This window comes from Streptomyces sp. NPDC002935 (assembly GCF_040611295.1).
Classification (GTDB): Bacteria; Actinomycetota; Actinomycetes; order Streptomycetales; family Streptomycetaceae; genus Streptomyces.
This window is the reverse complement of record NZ_JBEXNW010000013.1, coordinates 26032-48210: the sequence shown is the minus strand read 5'-3', so window position 1 is coordinate 48210 and position 22179 is coordinate 26032. Positions and strand designations below refer to the sequence as shown.

General features: G+C 71.8%; 21 protein-coding genes. 15 read left to right on the top strand and 6 right to left on the bottom strand.

All coding sequences use genetic code 11. The features are described from left to right. Positions 1–6 precede the first annotated feature (6 nt). The gene (locus ABZX90_RS19395; protein WP_355206341.1) at positions 7–762 is read right to left on the bottom strand and encodes a LysE family translocator; all 756 of its coding nucleotides are present in this window, start codon (positions 760–762) and stop codon (positions 7–9) included. Between the two features lie 110 nt (positions 763–872). Between ABZX90_RS19395 and ABZX90_RS19390 the strand changes: the two genes are divergently transcribed. Then, positions 873–1811 (top strand): LysR family transcriptional regulator, encoded by a 939-nt coding sequence (locus tag ABZX90_RS19390; RefSeq protein ID WP_355206338.1) that lies wholly within the window; start codon positions 873–875, stop codon positions 1809–1811. Between the two features lie 44 nt (positions 1812–1855). Here the strand turns inward: ABZX90_RS19390 and ABZX90_RS19385 are convergent, their stop codons facing one another. Then, positions 1856–2314 (bottom strand): ATP-binding protein, encoded by a 459-nt coding sequence (locus ABZX90_RS19385; protein WP_351126976.1) that lies wholly within the window; start codon positions 2312–2314, stop codon positions 1856–1858. Between the two features lie 211 nt (positions 2315–2525). On the opposite strand from ABZX90_RS19385, the gene ABZX90_RS19380 reads away from it, so the two are divergent. Further along, entirely contained in the window at positions 2526–3383 is an 858-nt protein-coding gene (locus ABZX90_RS19380) for a helix-turn-helix transcriptional regulator (protein WP_351126974.1), read from the top strand. Positions 3384–3396: 13 nt separating this feature from the next. Then, the gene (locus tag ABZX90_RS19375; RefSeq protein WP_351126972.1) at positions 3397–3621 is read left to right on the top strand and encodes a DUF397 domain-containing protein; all 225 of its coding nucleotides are present in this window, start codon (positions 3397–3399) and stop codon (positions 3619–3621) included. A 121-nt stretch (positions 3622–3742) separates the two neighbouring features. On the opposite strand, the gene ABZX90_RS19370 is transcribed toward ABZX90_RS19375, so the two are convergent. Beyond that, the gene (locus ABZX90_RS19370) at positions 3743–4867 is read right to left on the bottom strand and encodes an 8-amino-7-oxononanoate synthase (RefSeq protein ID WP_351126970.1); all 1125 of its coding nucleotides are present in this window, start codon (positions 4865–4867) and stop codon (positions 3743–3745) included. 171 nt (positions 4868–5038) lie between these two features. Here ABZX90_RS19370 and bioB point away from each other — a divergent pair, with 171 nt between their 5' ends. Genes bioB through bioD form a run of 3 tightly spaced genes read left to right on the top strand, consistent with a single transcriptional unit; the run spans position 5039 to position 8316 of the window. Further along, positions 5039–6265 carry a biotin synthase BioB gene (gene bioB / locus ABZX90_RS19365; RefSeq protein ID WP_355206333.1) on the top strand — a complete coding sequence of 409 codons (1227 nt, stop codon included), beginning with the start codon at positions 5039–5041 and terminating at the stop codon, positions 6263–6265. Between the two features lie 52 nt (positions 6266–6317). Further along, on the top strand, positions 6318–7598 hold the full coding sequence (locus ABZX90_RS19360) for an adenosylmethionine--8-amino-7-oxononanoate transaminase (RefSeq protein WP_355206599.1): 1281 nt from the start codon (positions 6318–6320) through the stop codon (positions 7596–7598). Position 7599: 1 nt separating this feature from the next. Then, positions 7600–8316 carry a dethiobiotin synthase gene (gene bioD / locus ABZX90_RS19355; RefSeq protein WP_351126966.1) on the top strand — a complete coding sequence of 239 codons (717 nt, stop codon included), beginning with the start codon at positions 7600–7602 and terminating at the stop codon, positions 8314–8316. Positions 8317–8387: 71 nt separating this feature from the next. Here the strand turns inward: bioD and ABZX90_RS19350 are convergent, their stop codons facing one another. After that, positions 8388–10805 (bottom strand): LuxR C-terminal-related transcriptional regulator, encoded by a 2418-nt coding sequence (locus ABZX90_RS19350; protein WP_355206596.1) that lies wholly within the window; start codon positions 10803–10805, stop codon positions 8388–8390. A gap of 289 nt (positions 10806–11094) precedes the next feature. Between ABZX90_RS19350 and ABZX90_RS19345 the strand changes: the two genes are divergently transcribed. Continuing rightward, a complete protein-coding gene (locus ABZX90_RS19345; protein WP_351126962.1) occupies positions 11095–11781 on the top strand; it encodes an alpha/beta fold hydrolase in 687 nt (228 codons plus the stop codon). A gap of 70 nt (positions 11782–11851) precedes the next feature. Further along, positions 11852–12544: a class I SAM-dependent methyltransferase gene (locus ABZX90_RS19340; protein WP_355206329.1), complete on the top strand. Its 693-nt coding sequence runs from the start codon at positions 11852–11854 to the stop codon at positions 12542–12544. Positions 12545–12684: 140 nt separating this feature from the next. Here the strand turns inward: ABZX90_RS19340 and ABZX90_RS19335 are convergent, their stop codons facing one another. Together ABZX90_RS19335 and ABZX90_RS19330 are read right to left on the bottom strand one after the other, a co-directional pair. After that, positions 12685–13059, bottom strand: a complete 375-nt coding sequence (locus ABZX90_RS19335) for a fic family toxin-antitoxin system, toxin component (RefSeq protein WP_351126958.1) — start codon at positions 13057–13059, stop codon at positions 12685–12687. 4 nt (positions 13060–13063) lie between these two features. After that, a complete protein-coding gene (locus ABZX90_RS19330) occupies positions 13064–13303 on the bottom strand; it encodes a toxin-antitoxin system HicB family antitoxin (protein WP_351126956.1) in 240 nt (79 codons plus the stop codon). Between the two features lie 228 nt (positions 13304–13531). Here ABZX90_RS19330 and ABZX90_RS19325 point away from each other — a divergent pair, with 228 nt between their 5' ends. The 7 genes from ABZX90_RS19325 (at position 13532) to ABZX90_RS19295 (ending at position 22111) form a co-directional block, all read left to right on the top strand. After that, positions 13532–14521 (top strand): ABC transporter ATP-binding protein, encoded by a 990-nt coding sequence (locus tag ABZX90_RS19325; protein WP_351126954.1) that lies wholly within the window; start codon positions 13532–13534, stop codon positions 14519–14521. Between the two features lie 7 nt (positions 14522–14528). Beyond that, positions 14529–17096, top strand: coding sequence for an ABC transporter permease (locus ABZX90_RS19320; RefSeq protein ID WP_351126952.1), 2568 nt, complete (start codon positions 14529–14531; stop codon positions 17094–17096). Positions 17097–17156: 60 nt separating this feature from the next. Beyond that, positions 17157–18074 (top strand): LLM class F420-dependent oxidoreductase, encoded by a 918-nt coding sequence (locus ABZX90_RS19315; RefSeq protein WP_355206324.1) that lies wholly within the window; start codon positions 17157–17159, stop codon positions 18072–18074. A gap of 57 nt (positions 18075–18131) precedes the next feature. Next, on the top strand, positions 18132–18557 hold the full coding sequence (locus ABZX90_RS19310) for a GNAT family N-acetyltransferase (RefSeq protein ID WP_351126948.1): 426 nt from the start codon (positions 18132–18134) through the stop codon (positions 18555–18557). Between the two features lie 255 nt (positions 18558–18812). Next, positions 18813–20138 carry a hemolysin family protein gene (locus tag ABZX90_RS19305; protein WP_355206321.1) on the top strand — a complete coding sequence of 442 codons (1326 nt, stop codon included), beginning with the start codon at positions 18813–18815 and terminating at the stop codon, positions 20136–20138. Beyond that, positions 20135–21148, top strand: coding sequence for a hemolysin family protein (locus ABZX90_RS19300; protein ID WP_351126944.1), 1014 nt, complete (start codon positions 20135–20137; stop codon positions 21146–21148). Before ABZX90_RS19305 ends, ABZX90_RS19300 begins: the two co-directional genes overlap by 4 nt. 165 nt (positions 21149–21313) lie before the next feature. Beyond that, positions 21314–22111, top strand: coding sequence for an SGNH/GDSL hydrolase family protein (locus ABZX90_RS19295; protein ID WP_355206318.1), 798 nt, complete (start codon positions 21314–21316; stop codon positions 22109–22111). The last annotated feature ends 68 nt before the right edge of the window (positions 22112–22179 follow it).

Below are 22179 nucleotides of genomic sequence, written 5' to 3'. Positions count from 1 at the left end.
TCCGTCTCAGGTCCTCAGAGGCTCCAGCACCAGGACGAGGCCCAGGACGGTGAGCGCGCCGCCTGTGACCGCCTCCACGGCGCGTGCGGCCCGCGGCCCGCGCAGCCACCGTCCGAGCCGGTCCACCAGGAGCGCGACCGCCGGGAACCACAGCAGGGCCAGAACGACCACGATCAGCGCCAGCAGGAGCGTCCGCGGCATCGCGGGGCTGCCCGCCGGCACGAACTGCGGCAGCAGGCTGAGAAACGTGATGGGCGCCTTCGCATTGAGCGCGTTGGTGACGAAGCCCTGCCGCAGCGGACGCGCCCCCGCGCCCGCCTCGTACGCCACCGCCCGACGCGCACCACGGCCCGCCTCCCCCGCCACCGCCCCACGCGCACCACGGCCCGCCTCCTCCGCCCCACGCGAGCGCCGGCCCGCTTCCTCCGCCGCCGTCTCCCGCGGGCCCGAGCCCACCCCGTCGGCCGCCATCGCGCGCGGACGCCCCAGCGAGTGCAGCGTGCGCAGGCCCAGGTACAGCACATAGGCACCGCCGAGCAGCTGGAGCGTCCGGAACAGCGCCGGCACGGCGGTGAGGACCGCGGCGACCCCGGCGACGGCCAGCGCGGTGTGCAGCAGCAGCCCGCCCGTGATGCCCAGGGCGCACGCGACTCCGGCCCGGCGTGAGACGAGGGCGTTGCGTACGACGACGGTGAAGTCGGCGCCCGGCATGGCGACCATGCCCGCGGCGACGCCCGTGAAGGCGATGAGCTGTGCGTCCATGCCACCAGGTTGCCCGGCCAAGGCCTTCAGCAGGTATGTCGAATATCCTGGGCCGGGCTTAAGCAATCGTTTAGACCACGTGGTGTACCAGCGGACCGGGGAGAGGCGCGATGTACGACCCGACGCGGCTCGCGGCTCTGGTGGCGGTCGCCGAGGCGGGGTCGATCACCCGGGCCGCCGAGCGCCTCGGGTACACCCCGCCGGCGCTGTCCCAGCAGGTGGCGAAGCTGGAACGGGAGGCGGGGGCGACGCTGCTGGTGCGCTCCCATCGCGGGACACGGCTCACCGGTGCGGGTGAGCTGCTGGTGGCGCGGGCCCGCCGGGTCCTCGACGAGATGGAGCTGGCCCGGCACGAACTGGCCCGTCTGACGGGACTTTCGGGCGGCACACTGCGGCTCGGCACCTTCCAGACGGCCGGCATCCATCTGCTGCCGCCCGTTCTCAGCGCCTTCCGCCGGGCCCACCCGGACGTGGAACTCGCGGTCGCCGACTACGAACCTCCGCACGGGATCGCGGCGGTCGCGGCCGGCGATGTGGACCTGGCACTCACGCATGCCTACCAGCCCGCCGCACCGGTCCCGCTGCCGTCCTCCGTGGCCGTCGAGCCGGTGCTGGTCGAGGAGCTGGTGCTGGTGACCGCTCCCGGCCACCTCCTCGCGGGCGGTTCGGCGCGGCTGCCGCTCGCCGAGCTCGCCGGGCAGCCGCTGATCAGCATGGCCCCGGACCACCCTCCCCGGCAGGCTGTGGAGGCGGCGCTCGCCCGTGCGGGGGCCACACCGGCGGTGCTCGTCGAGACTCCGGGGTACGCCCTGGTGTGCGCGCTGGTCAGCGCCGGGCTCGGGATCGCGGTCGTGCCGGAGATGGTGGCGGCGACAGCGGCGACACCGGTGGGAACACGGTTGCTGGAACCGGGAGATCTGCGCCGTACGATCTCGGTCGTCCACCGGACGGACGTGACGGCACCCGCGGCCGACGCGTTCCGTGCCCTGCTGCGCGGAGCGTTCGGGCGAGCCGCAGGGCACCGAACCGGAAACCGGGCGGATGGCTAGGTCCTGTCCGAACGGGCTGTCCGAAGGACGTGCCCGGACGTGTCCTACGGCTCCTGGGGTCCCGCGGCCGCGACCGGCTGGACCGGTACCGTCCACGGGAGTTCGATGGAGACGGTCTTGCCGCCCTCCCGGGTCGGCCGGACGCTGAGCCTGCCACCGCATTCGGCGGTCAGCCAGCGGATGATCACCATGCCGCGACCGTTGTCCTGCTGGACGGCCGCGGGCAGCCGCTTCGGAAAGCGCGGATGGCTGTCGGTGACTCCGATGCGCAGGTGCTCTTCCCGGTCGAGGCGCACGCCGACCGTGAACGTGGGTGACTGCCCGAACGTGTGCTGTACGGCGTTGGTGGCCAGTTCGGACACGATCAGGCGTACGGTTTCGGCGACTTCGGAGTCGCACGGCAGGCCCCATTCGGCCAGCACTTCGGCGACGAATTTACGGGCCACGGAAACCGAGACGGGATCGCTCGGCAGCGTGACGGATGCTTCCTGGTGATCTGCCATGGCGACGTCGTCCCTTTCCCACGGGACCGGATCCCGACACCGAGCGGACGGTTCGAGTACGGTCCCGGACTGGTGCTTGCGCCAGACTGCCATTACCGGGCCCGTCACGGGTGCGATCCACCGAGTAATGCATATATCTGTCGCTCGATGCGGTGAACTCTGCGTCGGCAGAGCGTATTAGGGCGACTTGGAAGGAGTAAGGAGAACGGCCATGCAGCACGGTCCCGCGGTGCGCCGCCGCAAGCTGGGTGCCGAACTACGCGCGCTGCGCGCCGGTTCGGGCCTCACGAGCGGCGAGGCGGCCCGCCTGCTCGGCTGGCACCAGTCGAAGGTGAGCCGCATCGAAACCGGCACCAGCGGGGTGAAACCGGCCGATGTGGAACGCCTGTTGGACGCGTACGACGTCGAGGATCCGGAACTGCGGGAACTCCTCGTCGTGTTGGCGGGGTCCGAGGGCAACGGCCGTCACCACTGGTGGCACGCGTACCGCGGGGTGCTCCCGCCCGCGTACCGCGACTTCATCAGTCTGGAGTCGGGGGCCAGCGGCATGCGCACGTTGGAGACCTCCGTCGTACCCGGACTGCTGCAGACGCCGGAGTACGCCCGCGCGGTGACGCGGGCCGCCGTGGGCGGACTGGAGGAGAGCAAGCTCGACGCCCTGGTCGAGGTGCGCCTGGCCCGGCAGGACGTGCTGCGTTCGAACCCGCCGCTGAGACTGTCCGCGGTTCTGGACGAAGCGGTGCTACGACGGGAGGTCGGCGGCCCGGAGGTCATGGCACGCCAACTGCGCCGGCTGCGGGAGTCCGCCACCCTGCCTCAAGTGCGGCTCCAGGTGCTGCCGTTCGCCGCCGGGGCTCACATCGGAGTCACCGGGCCTTTCGTTATTTTCTCATTTCCGAACACAACTGATCTGGATGTGGTTGTTCTCGACCACTTGACGAGTAGCCTCTACCTCGAACGGAAAGAAGACCTCCAGGCCTACACCGAGGCCTTCAACGCCCTTCAGTTCCACGCCCTTTCGCCCGAGGACTCGTTGGACTACATCGCCGGGATAGGTGACGGCGCGTAAGGAGGCAACCTTCATGTCTGCAATGCCTCGGTACGTACCCTCCAGCACTTCACTGCACGACGTGCGATGGCTGCGCAGCAGCCGCAGCACGGGAATGAACAACTGCGTCGAGACGGCACGCCCGAGCTCCGGCCCCTGGTCCGGAATGGTCGCGGTGCGCGATTCCAAGAACCCGGCGGGCCCCGCCCTGCTGTTCGCTCCCGGCGTCTGGGAGGGGTTCATCACCGGACTGCGCTGACCCCGCACGGTTCACGGTTCAAAGCTCCACCGGTTCATCGCACCACCGCATCACGGCTCCGCAGCTCCACCGCTCCACCGCTCCACCGCTCCACCGGTTCATCGCACCACGGTTGACCGGTTCACCGGTTCCGGCTGATCACGTCCACCGCGTGCTCGATCTGCTCGTCGGTGAGGTCCGCGCGGGCCGTCAGCCGCAGCCGCGAAATGCCGTCGGGCACCGACGGGGGACGGAAACAGCCGACGACGAGGCCCGCCTCGCGGCAGTCGGCCGCCCATCGCACCGCTCGTTCGGGGGACGGTGCCCGCACGGAGACGACAGCGGCGTCCGGCCGTACGGCGGCGAGACCCTCCGCCGTCAGACGGGTGTGCAGTGCCGTGGCCACCGCCCTGGCCCGCGCCGCCCGCTGCGGTTCGCGGCGCAGCAACCGCAGCGCCGACAGGGCCGCGCCCGTGGCCGCCGGCGCCAGGCCGGTGTCGAAGATGAAGGTGCGCGCCGCGTTGATCAGATGGTCGATGACCGCCGCCGGGCCGAGGACGGCGCCGCCCTGGCTGCCGAGCGACTTGGAGAGCGTGACGGTCACGACGACGTCCGGGTCTCCCGCGAGCCCCGCCGCGTACGGGGCGCCCCTGCCGCCGTCGCCCAGGACACCGAGTCCGTGCGCGTCGTCGAGGATCAGTCCGGCGCCGTACTCCCGGCAGGCGAGGGCGAGTTCGGAGAGGGGTGCCGCGTCGCCGTCCACCGAGAAGACCGTGTCGGAGACGGTCACGGCGGGTCCCTCGTGGGTACTGAGCGCCTTGCGCACACCGTCGGGGTCCGCGTGTCCCACGACCTGTGTGGTGCCGCGGGCCAGCCGGCAGCCGTCGATCAGCGAGGCGTGGTTGCCCGCGTCCGAGACGACGAGCGAGCCGTGCGGCGCGAGCGCGGTGACGGCGGCGAGGTTGGCCGCGTAGCCCGAGGACAGGACGAGCGCCGATTCGAAGCCGCAGAAGTCGGCCAGCTCGCGTTCCAGTTCGCTGTGCAGTTCGGTGGTGCCGGTGACGAGCCGGGAGCCCGTCGCGCCGCCGCCCCACCGGCGCGCGGCCTGGGCCGCGCCCTCGGTGACCTCCGGATGGCGGGAGAGCCCGAGATAGTCGTTGCTCGCGAGATCGAGGAGCGGCGAGTCGGCGGGACGCGGGCGCAATGTACGCACGAGTCCGGCCCGGCGGCGCGCCTCGGCCTGCTCGTCGATCCAGCCGAACGCCATGTGTCCTCCGGGGCTCGCGGCAAGTGCGGTGGTGGGTGTTTTGTAGGCAGTGCACAGACCCTAGCGGTCGCTCCGGCGGCCCAGGATGTGGCAATACCCACACGTCGAACCATCTCTGTTGTGCAAACTCTCCTTGGCCGAGAGCGGTCGCATGGTCCAGGATCGGACCTCATGGACCTGCTGAACACGCTGGTGGAAAAGGGGCTTCGGCGCGAGCTGCCGAGCCGCGACGAGGCGCTGGCCGTACTGGCCACCTCCGACGACGACATGCTCGATGTGGTGGCCGCGGCCGGCAAGGTACGCCGGCACTGGTTCGGCCGACGGGTGAAACTGAACTATCTCGTCAACCTGAAGTCGGGTCTGTGCCCGGAGGACTGCTCGTACTGCTCGCAGCGCCTCGGCTCCACGGCCGGCATCCTCAAGTACAGCTGGCTCAAGCCCGACGAGGCCTCCCGGGCTGCGGCCGCCGGGCTCGCCGGGGGCGCCAAGCGGGTCTGTCTGGTGGCCAGTGGGCGCGGCCCGACGGACCGTGACGTGGACCGGGTCTCCGACACCATCAAGGCGATCAAGGACCAGAACGAGAACGTCGAGGTCTGCGCGTGCCTCGGCCTGCTCTCCGACGGCCAGGCCGAGCGTCTGCGCGAGGCGGGCGCGGACGCCTACAACCACAACCTGAACACGTCCGAGGGGACGTACGGGGAGATCACGACCACCCACACGTACGCCGACCGGGTGGACACGGTCCAGAAGGCGCACGCGGCGGGGCTGTCCGCCTGCTCGGGTCTGATCGCGGGCATGGGCGAGTCGGACGAGGACCTCGTCGATGTCGTGTACGCCCTGCGCGAGCTCGACCCCGACTCCGTTCCGGTGAATTTCCTGATCCCGTTCGAGGGAACCCCGCTCGCCAAGGAGTGGAACCTCACCCCGCAGCGCTGTCTGCGCATCCTCGCCATGGTCAGGTTCGTCTGCCCGGACGTCGAGGTCCGCATCGCCGGCGGCCGCGAGGTCCATCTGCGCACCCTCCAGCCGCTCGCCCTGAACCTCGCCAACTCGATCTTCCTCGGTGACTACCTCACCAGCGAGGGCCAGGCGGGCAAGGCCGACCTGGAGATGATCGCGGACGCCGGCTTCGAGGTGGAGAACGCGGGCGAGGTGACGCTGCCGGAGCACCGCGCGTCGGCGGCCGGTGGCTGCGGGTCGCACACGGAGGCCGGGTGCGGATCGCACGGCGGCTCCGGGTGCGGATCGCACGCGGAGGCCGGATGTGGGTCCCAGGAGGGCGCCGGGGTGTGCGGTTCCGCCGCCGCGGTTCCGGCCGAGGCGCCCGCCGACGCCCGAACGGACCTCGTCTCCGTGCGCCGCCGCGGTGCCGGAACGGATCTCGCGCCCAATGCCTGACCCGTCGGTGCCTGACCTGTCCGCGCCTGACCTGTCCGTGCCCGACCTGTCCGTGCCCGACCTGTCCGTGCGGGAGCTGCTCGACCTCGACCGGCGGCACGTCTGGCATCCGTACGGGCCCATGCCCGGCCGCCAGGAGCCGCTGGTCGTGGAGTCGGCGAGCGGGGTCCGGCTGCGCCTGGCCGGCGCCACGGGCGAGCTGATCGACGGCATGTCGTCCTGGTGGTCGGCGATCCACGGCTACAACCACCCGGTCCTGAACGACGCGGCACGCGGCCAGTTGGAGCGCATGAGCCACGTGATGTTCGGCGGGCTCACCCACGAGCCCGCCGTACGGCTGGCGAAGCGACTGGTCGACATCTCGCCGGAGGGGCTGGAGCACGTCTTCCTCGCCGACTCCGGCTCGGTCTCCGTCGAGGTGGCCGTCAAGATGTGCCTCCAGCACTGGCGCTCGCTCGGCCGCCCGGGCAAGCAGCGGCTGATGACCTGGCGCGGCGGCTATCACGGGGACACCTGGCAGCCCATGTCGGTGTGCGACCCCGAGGGCGGGATGCACGAGCTGTGGCAGGGCGTGCTCCAGCGCCAGGTGTTCGCCGAGGCGCCGCCGGCCGCGTACGAGGAGTCGTACGCCGAGGGGCTGCGTGAGCTGATCGCGCTCCACGCCGACGAGCTCGCCGCCGTCATCGTGGAGCCGGTGGTGCAGGGCGCGGGCGGGATGCGTTTCCACTCCCCCGCGTATCTGCGGGTGCTGCGCGAGGCGTGCGACGCGCACGACGTGCTGCTGGTCTTCGACGAGATCGCGACCGGCTTCGGCCGTACGGGTGAGCTGTTCGCGGCGGACCACGCGGGCGTCACTCCGGACGTGATGTGCGTCGGCAAGGCGCTGACCGGCGGGTATCTGACGATGGCGGCGACACTGTGCACCGCACGGGTGGCCGACGGCATCTCGCGCGGCGACGTCCCGGTGCTCGCGCACGGCCCGACCTTCATGGGCAATCCGCTCGCCGCGGCGGTGGCGTGCGCGTCCATCGACCTGCTCCTCGGCCAGGACTGGCGCACCGAGGTGAAGCGGATCGAGACGGGTCTGCGGGAGGGCCTCGCGGAGGCGGCGTCCCTGCCGGGCGTCCGGGACGTACGGGTGCTCGGCGCGATCGGAGTCGTCCAGCTCGACCACGAGGTGGACATGAAGGCCGCGACGGCGGCCGCGGTGCGCGAGGGCGTGTGGCTGCGGCCGTTCCGCGACCTCGTCTACACGATGCCGCCGTACGTCACGGGCGACGCGGACCTGGCACGGATCACGCGCGCGGTGTGCGCGGCGGCGCGGGAGGGCTGAGATGTCGGTACTGGTGATCACGGGGACGGGCACGGAGGTCGGCAAGACGGTCGTCACGGCCGCCGTCGCCGCCACGGCTCTCGCGGCGGGGCGGTCCGTGGCCGTCCTGAAGCCGGCGCAGACGGGTGTAGGTCCGGACGAGCGCGGCGACGCCGATGAGGTGGCCCGGCTCGCGGGTGCCGTCACGACGCTCGAACTGGGCCGCTACCCGGAGCCGTTGGCGCCCGCGACGGCCGCCCGGCGGGCCGGCCTCGCGCCGGTGGGTCCGGTGGCGGTCGCGGAGGCCGCGGCCAAGCTGGCCACCGAGCACGATCTGGTACTGGTCGAGGGCGCGGGTGGTCTGCTCGTCCGGTTCGACGACGAGGACGGGACGCTCGCGGACGCCGCTCGGCTGCTCGACGCGCCCGTGCTGGTCGTCGCCTCGGCGGGGCTGGGCACGCTCAACACGACGGAGCTGACGGCTCGTGAACTGCGGCGCCGGGAGCTGGACTTCGCGGGTGTGGTGATCGGCAGCTGGCCGAACTCGCCCGATCTGGCGATGCGGTGCAATCTCGCGGATCTCCCGGCGGTGTCCGGGGCGCCTCTGCTGGGCGCGGTACCGGCCGGCGCAGGGTCCCACTCCCCCGCCGACTTCCGTGCGGGGGCGCCGAGTTGGCTGGACCACCGGTTGGGCGGACGCTGGAACGCCGAGGTCTTCGCCTCGGCACAGAAAGCCTGACGCCACGCGTCACCCGTCACCCGTCCCCTGCCCCCGCCATCCGTCGCTCGTCACCCGTCACCCGTCACCCGTCACCCGTCACCCAACAACCGCACCAGCTCGATCCGTGACCGAATTCCCAATCGTGTGAACACGCCTCGCAGATGGTGGTCGATGGTCCGCGGACTCAGCGCGAGCCGAGCGGCGATCTCCCGGTTCGTCGCCCCCTCGGCGGCCATGCGGGCCACCATCAGCTGCTGTGCGGTGAGCCGGGCGGCGAGATCCTCGGCGCCCCGCGCGGGTACCGCGGACTCACCGAGGACACGGAGTTCGGCCCGAGCCTGGGCGGCCCACTGCGGCGTCCCGAAGTGCTCGAACGCCTCAAGGGCACTGTGCAGCCGGTCCCGCGCCTGCGTGCGCTGCCGCAGCCGCCGCAGCGCTCCGCCGAACAGCAGCTCCGTGCGGGCGCGTTCGAAGTCGCGGGTGCCCGAAGCGTGCAGGTCGAGGGCGGTGCGGTAGTGCTCGACGGCCTCGGCACCGCCCACGAGGAGGGCACGGCTGCGGGCGCTGAGCGCGAGTTCGTCGGGGCTGCGTATGGTCCGCGCCCAGTGGTCGTAGTCGGCGTGGGCCGCGCGGGCCACCCGGGTTTCGCCGGTGCGGGCGGCCGCTTCGACGTACAGCGGGGTCGCCAGGTGCCGGACGGCCCGGTGTCCGTGGCCGGGGCCGAACCCGGCCAGGGCGCGCAGCCGGGCAGCCGCGGCGGCGAAGCGGCCGGCGCCGAGGTCGAGGAGGGCGAGCGCGAACAGGGCCAGCGCGGCGGGCAGGCCGAGTCCGCGCTCCAGGGCGTAGCGGCGGGCGGCCCCGGCACGCTGCCTGCACATGTCCTCGTCGCCGGTGAGGGCGGCGAACATCGCGAGGGCGGCCTGGAGATGACAGGCGGCGTTGTCCTGACCGGTGGCGTACGCCTGGCGCAGAGCGTCGAGAGTGGCGGCCTCGGCCGCGCGGGGCCGCCCGGTCCAGAACTCGGCGTAGGCACGGAATTCCATCGCCTGGGGCACGGCGACGGTCTCGCCCCTTGAGCGGGCCGCGGCGACGGCGCGGACGGCCGCGGTGGACGCGCCGGCGTGGTCGCCGAGCAGCAGCGCCGCGATGGTGGAGTGGATCAGCGCGGTGGGGTCGCCGCCGGGGCCGCAGCGTCCCGCGGCCGCCTTCAGGGCGTCCCGCGCGTCGTCGTAGCGGCCCTCTACGGCGGCCGCGAGCCCGCCGAGCGTGCCCGGCGGCGTGATGCCCAGCCGGTCGGCCACGGCGGCCGCCTCACGGCAGCGGCGCAGATCGCCGGTGTAGATGGCGGCTTCGGTGGCCCGGGCGAGGAGGTGCACAGCGGTGTCGCGGTGGCTCGCCGCACCGGAACTCCCCAGAAGCACGGGCCCACCGGACTCCACGGCGCCCTCAGACCGGGCGCGGGCGCCGGACCCCATGGCGCCGTCCAACCGTGCACGGACACCGGACTCCACGGCGCCCTCGGACCGGGCGCGGGCGCCGGACCCCACAGCACCGTCCGACCGCACGCGAACACCGGACCCCACAGCACCGTCCGACCGTGCACGGACGCCGGATCCCAAGGCGCCGTCGGGCCGCGCACCGACACCGGGCTCCGTGGTGTCGGGGACGTCCGCCCGCGTGCCGGCCGATGCGTTCGCGCGGCCCGCGTGCAGGGCCGCGGCGGTCAGCAGCGCGTCGAAGGCGTCGGTCGCGTTGCCCGCGCGCAGCGCGAGCAGGCCGCTCAGTCCGTCGTCGCTGGTGGACACGACCAGGCGTCTGGCCCGGTCTCCGTCGCCGGAACGCCAGGCGTCGGCGGCGGCCCGGGCGAGCAGCCGGGTGCGCTCGCCCGCGTCGGGCGCGAGCGCGGCGGCGCGTTCGGCGAGGGCACACGCCAGGGTGTGTTCGCCCACCCGGCGTGCCGTGCTCGCGGCCGCCGCGAGTTCCGCGGCGAGCCGTCTGCTGGGGCCGAGCGCCGCGGCGCCCCGATGCCAGGAGCGCCTGGGTGACTCTCCCTCGCCGCGCAGCACCCGGGCGAGCAGCCGGTGGACCGCGCGTCGCTCCGTCGTGGACGCGGTCTCGTAGGCCGCGATCCGCGTCCACGGGTCACGGAAGACGACCCCACCGGCGGTGGCGTGGGCGAGTCCGGCCGCTTCGGCGGCGTCGAGGGGCCGGGTGTCGAGCCGGGCCGCCGTCACGGCACGCGGGAAGGCGTGCGTGTCGACGGGGTACTGGTCGGCCGCCGCCAGAAGCAGGAGGAGACGGGTGTCGTCCGGCAGGGCGCGGATCGCCTGCCGGTCCGCCCGCAGCAGGACGGGAGGCTGGGCCGGGAGCGGTTCCAGACCGGTCAGTTGACGCTCGGTCAGCACCGAGGCGAGTGCCCGGGCCGCGTGCCGGTCGCCGTGCGCGGCCCGCAGAACACGTACGCGCACGCCCTCGGAGAGTGAGGGACCGAAGTCGGGTTCGGACAGCGAGGTGCCGAGGCCGGGTCCGGACTGTGGGGAGTCCGACTCGGCCTGCAGGCAGCCGTGTTCGGGCGGAGCCGCTCGGTGTTCGCGCTGGACGGGGTCGGGACGCCGCGACAGATGCGGGGGCTGAAGTGGCGAAGTGTGCGGGAGAGGCGGGGGGTTCACCGAAGTCACCACACGCATGACGTTACTGGCGAGTTAACTGGCAAGTAAAGACCGGCGATTTCACTGATGCGGCGCGCGTAGACCCGGGCTGACACTCCTGCCACCCCCACCCCTTCCAGGAGGCATCATGCAGCCTGTCCTGCGCCGCGTCGCCACGTTCGTCTCCGCCGTGGCCGCGACGCTTCTTCTGTCGCTGTCCCTCTCCGCGGCACCCGCCCAGGCGGCCACCCACAACCCCGTGGTCTTCGTGCACGGGCTCAGCAGTTCGTCGAGCAGCTGGGACGACTGGATCACCGACTTCAAGGCGGACGGCTACACGTCCTCCGAGTTGTTCGCGTGGTCCTACGACTGGTCGCAGTCGAACGTGACCACGGCGCAGCAACTGGCCACCGAGGTCAAGAGCGTGCTCGCGCAGACGGGCGCCTCGAAGGTCGACCTGGTCGTCCATTCCATGGGTGCGATGAGCTCGCGGTACTACCTCAAGAACCTCGGCGGTACGGCGTACGTGGACGACTTCGTCTCCGTCGCCGGGGTGAACCACGGGACGTCCGTCGCCTCGTGGTGCACTTGGTTGTATACGTCCTGCACCGAGATGTACACCGGCAGCTCGTTCCTGACGTCTCTGAACTCCGGTGACGAGACGCCGGGCAGTGTGACGTACGCCACCTACTGGTCGAACTGCGACGAGGCGCTGAATCCGGACAGCACAGCGCTGCTGTCCGGTGCCACGAATGTCGGTGTCGGCTGCATCTCGCACAACGACATGAACAACGACTACGGCGTCTACACACAGGTGCGTGGCTTCATCGCCTGACGCGCGGCGCGTGCGGCGGACGTCCCGGGGGGACAATCTCGGTAAGCACCGTCCCCTCGGGAGGTCCGTCATGCCGTTCAACCCGCTCCGGTCGGCCGGCTCGGGCAAGGTCTCTCCGGAGGCCGTGCACCATCCGGTGTTCGCCCGCTACTACGCCCGCCTCAGCGTCGGAGCGGAGACCCGGATGGGCATGGGCGGGGTACGCGACCGGCTGCTCGCCGGGCTGTCCGGGCGGGTCATCGAGATCGGCGCGGGCAACGGCCTGAACTTCGCGCACTATCCGGGCACCGTCTCGGAGGTCGTCGCCATCGAACCCGAGCGCCTTCTCCGGCAGTTGGCGGTGGAGGCGGCGCTGCGCTGCGAGGTGCCCGTCGATGTGGCGCCGGGTGCCGCGGAGGCTCTGCCGGTCAAGAGCGAGGCGTACGACGCCGCCGTGCTCTCGCTGGTGCTGTGCAGCGTGCGGGACGTGCCGAGGGCGCTCGCCGAGGTACGGCGGGTGCTGCGGCCCGGTGGCACGGTGCGCTTCTTCGAGCACGGCAGGGGTGGCGGACGGGTGATGGAGTCCGTCCAGCGGGGCTTGGACCGCACATTGTGGCCGCGGCTGTGCGGCGGCTGTCATGTGGCCCGCGACCCGATCGCCTCGTTGCGTGAGGCGGGGTTCGAACTGGGCCCGTACCGACGGCTGCTGATGCCCGAGAAGGGGCCGCGCCTGCCCACCTCGTACTGCGTTCTGGGCACCGCCCGCCGACCGCTCGACCAGTGACCGCCCGTGGGTCGTGCCGCGGGACGCCGCGGGACGCGCCTCGTCCGGGCGCATGGCCGCGCGCCCTGGCGCGGGACACGGATTCTCCGGCAGGACGGTCGGCACACAGGCCCGGGTCACCGGCACACCGGGCCACCGCGTCACAGACTCCAGCGGCGCAGTTCCTGCGTGATGTCGTGCACCGTGGCCTCGCCGCTCTTCACCAGACGGGCCAGCTCCCGCACCTGCTCGGGCGAGGTGACGACCTTCAGGCCGCTGGAAACGAGGTAGGCGTACGCGACGGCCGAGGCGAACATCGCGTTGGAGCGTTCGAGCGCCGGGACGTGCAGCAGGAGCTGGAGCAGCGCGGCGGCGCGGGCGTGCGGGCTGTCGTAGACGGGGATGCCGAAGATCTCCGCCTCGTGCCGGCTGACGGCGGCGACGAGCGCTCCCCAGTCGGTGACCTGGGGATCTCCGGGCGTTTTCTGTTCGGCGATCATGAGGAGCCAGGCAAGATCGACTCTGAGACTGCTCAAGGGATCAACGACGACCTTCGCGGGTGCCTTCACGGTCCGCGCCGAACTCCTCGGCGAAGACTGACTCGTACTGCTTCATGAAATCGGCGGCGGCCTCCACGAAGGTGTGGCCCACCTCCCCGGTGTCCTGCTGGACCAGCTCCTCGATGTAGCGGTTCACGCTCATCCCCCGTTCCAGGGCTCGCTCCCGGGCGGCGCGGGCTGTGCCCTCGTCCACCCTGACATTCAGCTGAGTCTTCGCCATCCTTCGAAGCTAGCGCGAAATCACTAGCACCGGCAAGGGGGCCGTCCGACCCAGGGTGGAGAAGTCCGGTGGAGAAGCCCCAGTGGAAAGTGCCCCTTACATCGGTATCAGGGGCACACCCTGGGGCGGAGACCATCCGGCACCTAGGGGGGATACCGAGTGTGCCTCCGATCACACTACGCTCGGGCCGGACGAGGAGTCCGGACACCCATCACAGAGGAGGCGGTCTTGTCCACAGCTGCTGCGGAGCAGGTTCCCGGCCGCGCGGAGGGGGACGCGATCGCCGCCCGCGCCCGCGGCCTGACCAAGGCCTACGGTTCCGGTGAGACCGCGGTGCTCGCCCTCGACTCGGTCGACGTGGACATCGCCCGCGGCCGGTTCACCGCCGTCATGGGCCCTTCGGGCTCCGGGAAGTCCACCCTCATGCACTGCCTGGCGGGGCTCGACAGCGTCTCGGCCGGACAGGTGTGGCTGGGCGACACCGAGATCACCGGGCTGAAGGACCGCGAGCTGACCCGGCTGCGGCGGGACCGGATCGGCTTCATGTTCCAGTCGTTCAACCTGATCCCCACCCTGAACGCGGCGGAGAACATCACGCTGCCCATGGACATCGCGGGCCAGAAGCCCGACCAGAAGTGGCTGGACCAGGTCATCGACACGCTCGGGCTGCGCGACCGGCTGAAGCACCGGCCCGCCCAGCTGTCCGGAGGGCAGCAGCAGCGCGTCGCCTGTGCGCGGGCGCTCGCCTCCCGTCCCGAGCTGATCTTCGCGGACGAGCCGACCGGCAACCTCGACTCCCGCGCGGGCCTCGAAGTCCTCGGCTTCCTGCGCGAGGCCGTCGACGAGCTCGGCCAGACCGTCGTCATGGTCACGCACGATCCCGGCGCGGCCGCCCACTCCGACCTGGTGCTCTTCCTCGCCGACGGGCAGATCGTGGACGAGATGGAGCGGCCCACGGCGGAAGCCGTGCTGGAGCGGATGAAGCGTTTCGACACGGTTCGGGTGACCTACGACGGCGGACGCGGCGGGCGCGGTGACGCGGCACCCGACGGGGACTCCGACGGCATCGCCCGCCCCGGCGGCACGGCTTCGGCTCCCGCCGCCGACGGCACGGACCACGCGGCTCCCCGCGCCGGCGCGGGCGGCACGGCCCCCGCCGGCTCCGGCGACGCCGCTCCCGACAGCGGCTCCGGCGACGTAACCCCCGACAAGGACTGAGGCGGTCGTGCTCAAGGCGACACTGCGAAGCTTTCTCGCGCACAAAGGCCGGCTGCTGCTCTCGGCGCTGGCCATCGTGCTGTCCGTGGCCTTCGTCGCGGGCAGTCTCATCTTCTCGGACACGGTGACCCGCACGTTCGACCGGCTCTTCGCGTCCACCGCGGCCGATGTGACCGTGGAGCCGAAGAACGACCTGAACTCGCAGCTTCCGACCGGCGCCACCGAGACCGTGCCGGCCTCGCTCGCGGAGCGGATCGCCAAGGTCGACGGAGTCGCCGCCACCCACGTGGACGCGTCGGTGGAGAACGCCCCGGTCGTCGACAGCGCGAACAAGTCGGTCGGACCGACGACAGGTGCTCCCACCATCGTCACCAACTGGGAGCTCACGGAGCGCAGTCCGGTGAAGCTGACCTCCGGGCACGAGCCGAAGGGCGACGGCGAGGCACTGCTCGACGCCGACACCGCCGACAAGAAGCACCTCGGCATCGGTGACACCCTGACGGTGCAGGCGCAGCCCGGCTCGTTCCAGGTGCGGATCGTGGGGATCGCCACCTTCACCACCACCAACCCCGGTGCCGCGCTGATCTTCCTCGACACCCCGACCGCGCAGACCAAGCTGCTCGGCGGCTCCGACGTCGCCACGAGCATCTCGGTGGACGCCGCGCCGGATGTCGACGACGCCGTGCTCAAGCAGCGCGTCGCCGCCGAGCTCGGCGGCGGGACGTACGACGTGAAGACGGCCGAGGAGCAAGCGAAGTCGGCCGCCGCCCAGCTCGGCGGATTCCTCGACGTGATCAAGTACGTGATGCTCGGCTTCGCCGGGATCGCGGTGCTCGTCGGGATATTCCTCATCGTCAACACCTTCTCCATGCTGATCGCCCAGCGCACCCGGGAACTCGGCCTGCTGCGCGCGCTCGGCGCCGACCGTCGTCAGGTGCGCCGGTCGGTGCTCACCGAGGCGCTGCTCCTCGGTCTGGTCGGTTCGACCCTCGGCCTCGCGGCGGGGATCGGGCTGGCCGTCGGGCTGATCAAGCTGATGACCGCGTTCGGCATGAACCTCAAGTCCACGGAGATGGTGATCGGTTGGGCGACACCCGTGGCTTCGTACGTCGTCGGGGTCGGCGTCACCTACGTGGCGGCGTATCTCCCGGCCAGGCGCGCGGCGGGTGTCTCCCCCATGGCGGCTCTCTCGGACGCCGAAGTCGCGGGCGTGGGAAGGCCGTTGCGGGTACGGGCCGTGGTCGGCGGGGTCGTCGGCGCGGCCGGGGCCGCTGCTCTCGCGGGATGCGCGGCCTCCTCGAAGACATCGTCGGCGGCTTCCCTGCTGGGACTCGGTGTCGTCCTGACGCTCATCGCGACGGTGATCGCGGGGCCGCTGCTCGTCCGGCCGGTGATCCGCGTCCTCGGGGGCGCGTTCCCGGCGATCTTCGGCCCGGTGGGCCGGATGAGTCAGCGCAACGCGCTGCGCAACCCGCGGCGGACGGGCGCCACCGCGGCCGCGCTGATGGTGGGACTCGCCCTGGTCGGAGGGATGTCCGTGGCCAGCGCGTCCATGAGCAAGTCCTTCGACCAGCAGATCGACAAAACGCTCGGCGCCGATTTCGTGCTCCAGAACGACAACTTCGTGCCGTTCTCGCGGGAGGTCACGGACAAGGTGCGCGCCACCGAGGGTGTCGGGCTCGTCGTCCGTCAGCGGTTCACACCGATCGCGGTCCGGCTGCCCGACGGCAAGCGGATCGAGACGACCGCGAGCGCCTACGATCAGCGGCTCGACGACGTCGCCCACATCACCTACGCACAGGGCGACACCGCGGCGGCGCTCGGCGACGGTCGCATCGCCATGGACGCGAAGTTCGCCAAGGACCACGACGTGCGCATCGGCAGCACGATTCCCGTCGAGTTCCCCGCCGGGCGGACGTCCGAACTGACGGTGGGCGCGCTCACCGACCAGGACGGCAGCGGAGGGTTCGGGATGCAGGGCGGGCTCGTCATCGGCTTCGGCACGATCGAGAAGTACGTGCCCGGCGGACAGGACTCGGCGCTGTACGTGAACGCGTCCCCGGGCACCGCCCCGGACCGGCTGCGCCCCCGCCTGGAGAAGACCCTCGACCCGTATCCGCAGGTACAGGTCCGTGACCAGGCCGACTACAAGAAGCTGGTCCACGATCAGATCGCCGTGCTGCTCTACCTCGTCTACGCGCTGCTCGGGCTCGCGATCGTCATCGCGGTGCTCGGTGTGGTCAACACCCTTGCCCTGTCGGTCGTGGAGCGCACCCGCGAGATCGGACTGCTGCGCGCCATCGGGCTGGGCCGGCGCCAGTTGCGCCGGATGATCCGGCTGGAGTCGGTGGTGATCGCCGTGTTCGGCGCTGTTCTCGGACTGGCGCTGGGGATCATCTGGGGTGTCTGCGTCCAGCAGGTGCTCGCGCTCCAGGGCATGAAGGCGCTCGCGATCCCCTGGACGACGATCGTCGCGGTCGTGGTCGGTTCGGCCGTCGTCGGTATCGTCGCGGCGCTGCTTCCGGCACTGCGCGCGTCGCGCATGAACGTGCTCGCGGCCATCGCGCACGAGTGACCACCGACGTGCCCCGGTCCGCCGGGACCGGGGCACGTCCCCCAGGGGAAGGGATGGTTCATGGCGCGCCCGTTCCGTTTCGGCGTCAGCCTGCTCACTCCGGCGTCCGCCGCGGAGTGGGGTGCCAAGTGCCGCCGTGCCGAGGAGCTCGGCTACGACGTGATCACCGTGGCGGACCATCTGGGCATGCCCGCCCCGTTCCCCTCGCTGGTCGCCGCCGCCGAGGCGACCGAGCGGCCGCGGCTGGGCACGTTCGTGCTCAACGCGGGCTTCTGGAACCCCGCGCTGCTGGCCCGTGAGGTGGCCACCACGAACGCGTTGACGTACGGCCGCCTCGAACTCGGCCTCGGCACCGGGTACGTACCGGCGGAGCACGAGACGGCGGGTCTGCCCTGGGGCACCCCGGGCGAACGCGTCGACCATCTCCTGCGCACGGTCCAGGAGTTGGAGCGGCTGCTCGGCCCGGACGGATTCCCCCACGCCTCGCCGCGGCCGGACGGGCAGACACCCGGACCGCGGACCGGCCGGACGCCGCGGGTGCCGCTGCTGATCGGGGCCAACGGCGACCGGATGCTCCGTATCGCCGCGGAGCACGCCGACATCGCGGCGTTCACGGGCGCGCGCACCCGGCCGAACGGCACCCTGGAGCCCATCACGGCCACCGAACTCGACGGCCGCGTCGCGCTCTACCGGGAGGCGGCCGCCGAGCGCGAGGAGCCCGCCGAGCTCAACCTGCTGATCCAGATCGTCGCCGTCACCGACGACCGCCGAGCCGCCATCCGCCCGTGGCTGCCCCGGATCCCCGGTCTGACCGAGCGGCAGGTCCTGGAACTGCCCATCGTCCTGGTGGGCACCGTGGAGCAGATCGTCGAGCAGGTGCGGGCCCAGCGGGAGCGCTACGGATTCTCGTATCTGACCGTGCTGGAGCCGAACCTGGAGGCCTTCGCTCCCGTGGTCCGCGCACTGCGCGGCCGGTGACCGTCCGCATGACGGAAATACGGTTCCGGCGCCCGGCCCTCGTGATGGGATCGGACCATGACCGACTTGCGGATACGGGCCGCGCGGCCCGAGGACCTCGATGGTGTGCTCGCCTTCTGGAAGGTGGCCGCCGAGGGCACGAGCATCAGTGACGACCGGAGCGGCGTGGAGAGGCTGGTCGCCCGCGACCCCGAGGCCCTGCTCCTCGCGGAGCGCGACGGCGAGCTGGTCGGCACGGTGATCGCCGGCTTCGACGGCTGGCGCTGCCATCTGTACCGGCTGGCGGTCCATCCCGGGCGACGGCGCCTCGGCATCGGCTCGGCCCTGCTCGCCGCCGCGGAGGAACGTTTCGTGCGGCTCGGAGGCCGGCGCGGGGACGCCATGGTGCTGGCGCGGAACGAGACCGCCCACCATGCCTGGCGGGCCGCGGGGTACACGCCCGAGGAGCACTGGCGGCGCTGGGTGAAGCCGCTGACGGACTAGGACGTGGCGGGCGTCGCGAGGCGGACGGGACTTCGCGGGCACGAGCTGGGACCTCCGCGGCGCGGGCCGACAGGGGCCACCGAGGAGCCCCTTTGCCGATCCTTTACCCTTGTTGGACCATCGACCCTCCGACGAAAGGTGTGAGCGTCCGCCCATGGGCGAGCCTCCCAGTACCCGGGGCCGTGAACCTCACGGCGTCCGCGGACATCGCGCGATCCCCCCGCCCCTGGCCGATCATGGGACGGAGGTGACCCGATGACGGAAGTGTTCCTCCTGCTGGTGGCGGTGCTGCTGTCGGTGGCCTGCGGCGGCTTCGTGGCGGCCGAGTTCTCGCTGACCACGGTCGAGCGCAGCGAGCTGGAGCGTGCCGTGGAGCGCGGCGAGCGGGGGGCCTCGGGCGCCCTCAAGGCCGTACGGAACCTCACCTTCCAGCTGTCCGGCGCCCAGCTGGGCATCACCGTGACGAACCTCGTGGTCGGCATGCTCTCCGAGGCGTCGATCGCCAAGCTGATCGCCGGCCCCCTGGAGTCGATCGGCGTCCCGCCGTCCGCGTCGAACTCGGTGGCCCTGATCATCGGTACGGCGCTCTCGACCCTCTTCCTCATGGTCGTCGGCGAGCTGGTCCCCAAGAACTGGGCGATCTCCTCCCCGCTGGCCGTGGCCAAACGGGTGGCGACACCCCAGCGCTGGTTCAGCGCCGCGTTCCGCCCGTTCATCGCGCATCTCAACAACACGGCGAACCACGTCGTACGCCGCTTCGGCCTCGAACCCGCCGAGGAGCTGGCCTCCGCGCGCGGGCCCCAGGAGCTGGTGGCGCTCGCCCGGCACTCCGCGAAGGAGGGAGCGCTGGAGGCCGACACCGCCGAGCTGTTCGTGCGCACCCTGAACCTCGCCGACCTGACCTCGGAGAACGTGATGACACCCCGCGTCCAGGTCATCGCGCTGGACGTCCAGGCGACCTGCGAGGACGTGGCGAACGCGACCCGGGCGACCGGCCTGTCCCGCTTCCCCGTCTACCAGGAAACCCTCGACGACGTCGTCGGCGTCGCGCACATCAAGGACGTGCTGAGCGTGCAAGCCGGGAGCCGGACGCAGACTCCCGTCTCCCAGATCATGCGCGAGCCACTGCTCGTACCGGAGTCGCTGACCGTCGACCGGCTGCTGGACCGGCTGGCGGGCAAGCGCACGATGGCCGTGGTCATCGACGAATACGGCGGTACGGCCGGGGTCGCCACCCTGGAGGACATCGTCGAGGAGGTCGTCGGCGAGGTACGCGACGAGCACGATCCCCACGAGACACCCGACCTCGCCCCGGTCGGCACGGACGACGAGGGCAGGGCGCTGTACTCGGCCGACGGGTCCGCCCGCACCGACCAGCTCGCCCGCGTCGGACTGCGGGTGCCCGAGGGGCCGTACGAGACACTGGCCGGTTTCGTCGCGACCGAGCTCGGCCGCATCCCCGCCGAGGGAGACACCGTCGAGGTCGCCGGCTGGCGGCTCGACGTGGTGGACGCCTCGGGCCGGCGGGCCGCACGGGTGCTGCTGCACGCGCCGCACGACGCCGAGGAGGGCGCGCGATGATCGCCGTACAACTGCTGATCGGGCTGCTGACGCTCGTCGTGAACGCCTTCTTCGTCAGCGCCGAGTTCGCGCTGATCTCGGTGCGCCGCAGCCAGATCGAGCCGCACGCGGAGCAGGGCGACCGGCGGGCGCGGAGCGTGCTGTGGGGTCTTGAGCACGTGTCGGCGCTGCTCGCGACCGCGCAGCTGGGCATCACGCTGTGCACCCTGGTGCTCGGCATCGTGGCCGAACCCGCGATCGCGCACCTGCTGGAGCCGGTGTTCCATGCCATGGGCGTCCCCTCCGGCGCGGGCCACGCGGTCTCCTTCGTGATCGCGCTCGCCCTGGCGACGTACCTCCACATGCTGCTCGGCGAGATGGTGCCGAAGAACATCTCCCTCGCCGAGCCCGTGCGTACGGCTCTGGTACTCGGACCGCCGCTGGTCGCGCTCTCGCGCGCGCTGCGCCCGGTGATCTTCACGGTCAACGCCTTCGCCAACGGGCTGCTGAGGCTGTTGCGGGTCGAGACGAAGGACGAGGTCGCGGCGACCTTCTCCGACGACGAACTGGCCCGTCTCGTCCAGGACTCCAGTGCCGCGGGGCTCATCGACCACCGCGCCCAGGAACGGCTGCACGACGCCCTGGAGCTGGGCCGCCGCCCGGTGCACGACGTCGTACTCCCGATCGAACGCGTCGTCTACGCGCGCGTGGGCGTCACTCCGGAGGAACTGGAGCGGCTGTCGGCCGAGTCGGGCTTCTCCCGCTTCCCGGTCGTCGACGAGGGCCGCCGCATCGTCGGATATCTGCACGTCAAGGACGCGCTCGACGCCACTCCGCGCGAGGTGCCGTTCCGGGTGGAGGACATGCGGCTCATCGCTCGCGTCCGGGAGAGCACCCCCATGGACGACGTCCTGACGGCGATGCGCCGCAGCCGTACCCACCTCGCCGCGGTCATGGGCAGCGACGGACGCCTCACGGGACTGGTGACGATGGAGGACGTCCTGAGGGAACTGTTCGGGCAGCCGGCGTAGGGATTCGGGCCGCCGGCTCAGGAACACGTCCGCCGCTCGGGCCCCACAGGGCGGCCCCGTTGGCCGGGCGTAACCCCGAGGATGTCCGCCCGGGGGCGTCGCAACCACGGGTGCGGCGCCCCGACCGACCGATGAGTATGTCTTCGGGATACCATCTTTCCCGCCATGCAGATGAATGCCACTTACACCAGCCTTGTCGCGGTCGGCGACTCCTTCACCGAGGGCATGTCGGACCAGTTGCCCGACGGCACGTACCGCGGATGGGCCGACCTCCTCGCGAGCCGGATGGCGGCCCGGACACCCGGTTTCCGTTACGCCAACCTCGCGGTGCGCGGCAAGCTGATCGGGCAGATCGTCGCCGAACAGGTGGACGTGGCCGCCGCGATGCGGCCCGACGTGATCACGTTGGTGGGCGGCCTCAACGACACCCTGCGGCCCAAGGTCGACATGGGGAGCGTCCGCGGTCTCCTGGAGGAGGCCGTCGAACGCCTCGCCCCCGCCTGCGAGCGGCTCGTCCTGATGCGCAGTCCGGGCCGCAACGGTCCGGTCCTCGAGCGCTTCCGGCCCCGCATGGAGGAGCTCTTCACCGTCGTCGACGATCTCGCGAAGCGGCACGACGCGCTGGTGGTCGACCTCTACGGCGCGCCCTCGCTCGCCGACCCGCGCGTGTGGGACGTGGACCGGCTGCACCTGTCCGCCGAGGGGCACCGCCGGGTCGCGGAGGCCGTGTGGCAGACCCTCGGATACGAGGCCGAGGACCCGGAGTGGCGTACCCCGATGGCACCCACGGCGCCGCCCGGCTGGGCCGCCCGCCGCTCCGCCGACGCACGCTTCGCCCAGCAGCATCTGCTGCCGTGGATCGGACGACGACTGACGGGGCGCTCGTCCGGCGACGGACGTCCGGCGAAACGGCCGGAGCTGCTTCCCTACGAGGGTCCTGTCACGGGCGGCCACGGCGGCTGAGTCCGTGATCCGCCGAGGGACTTCATGAGCGCCGGGCATGTCCGTGAGCCGTTGAGGCGGCGCGGCGG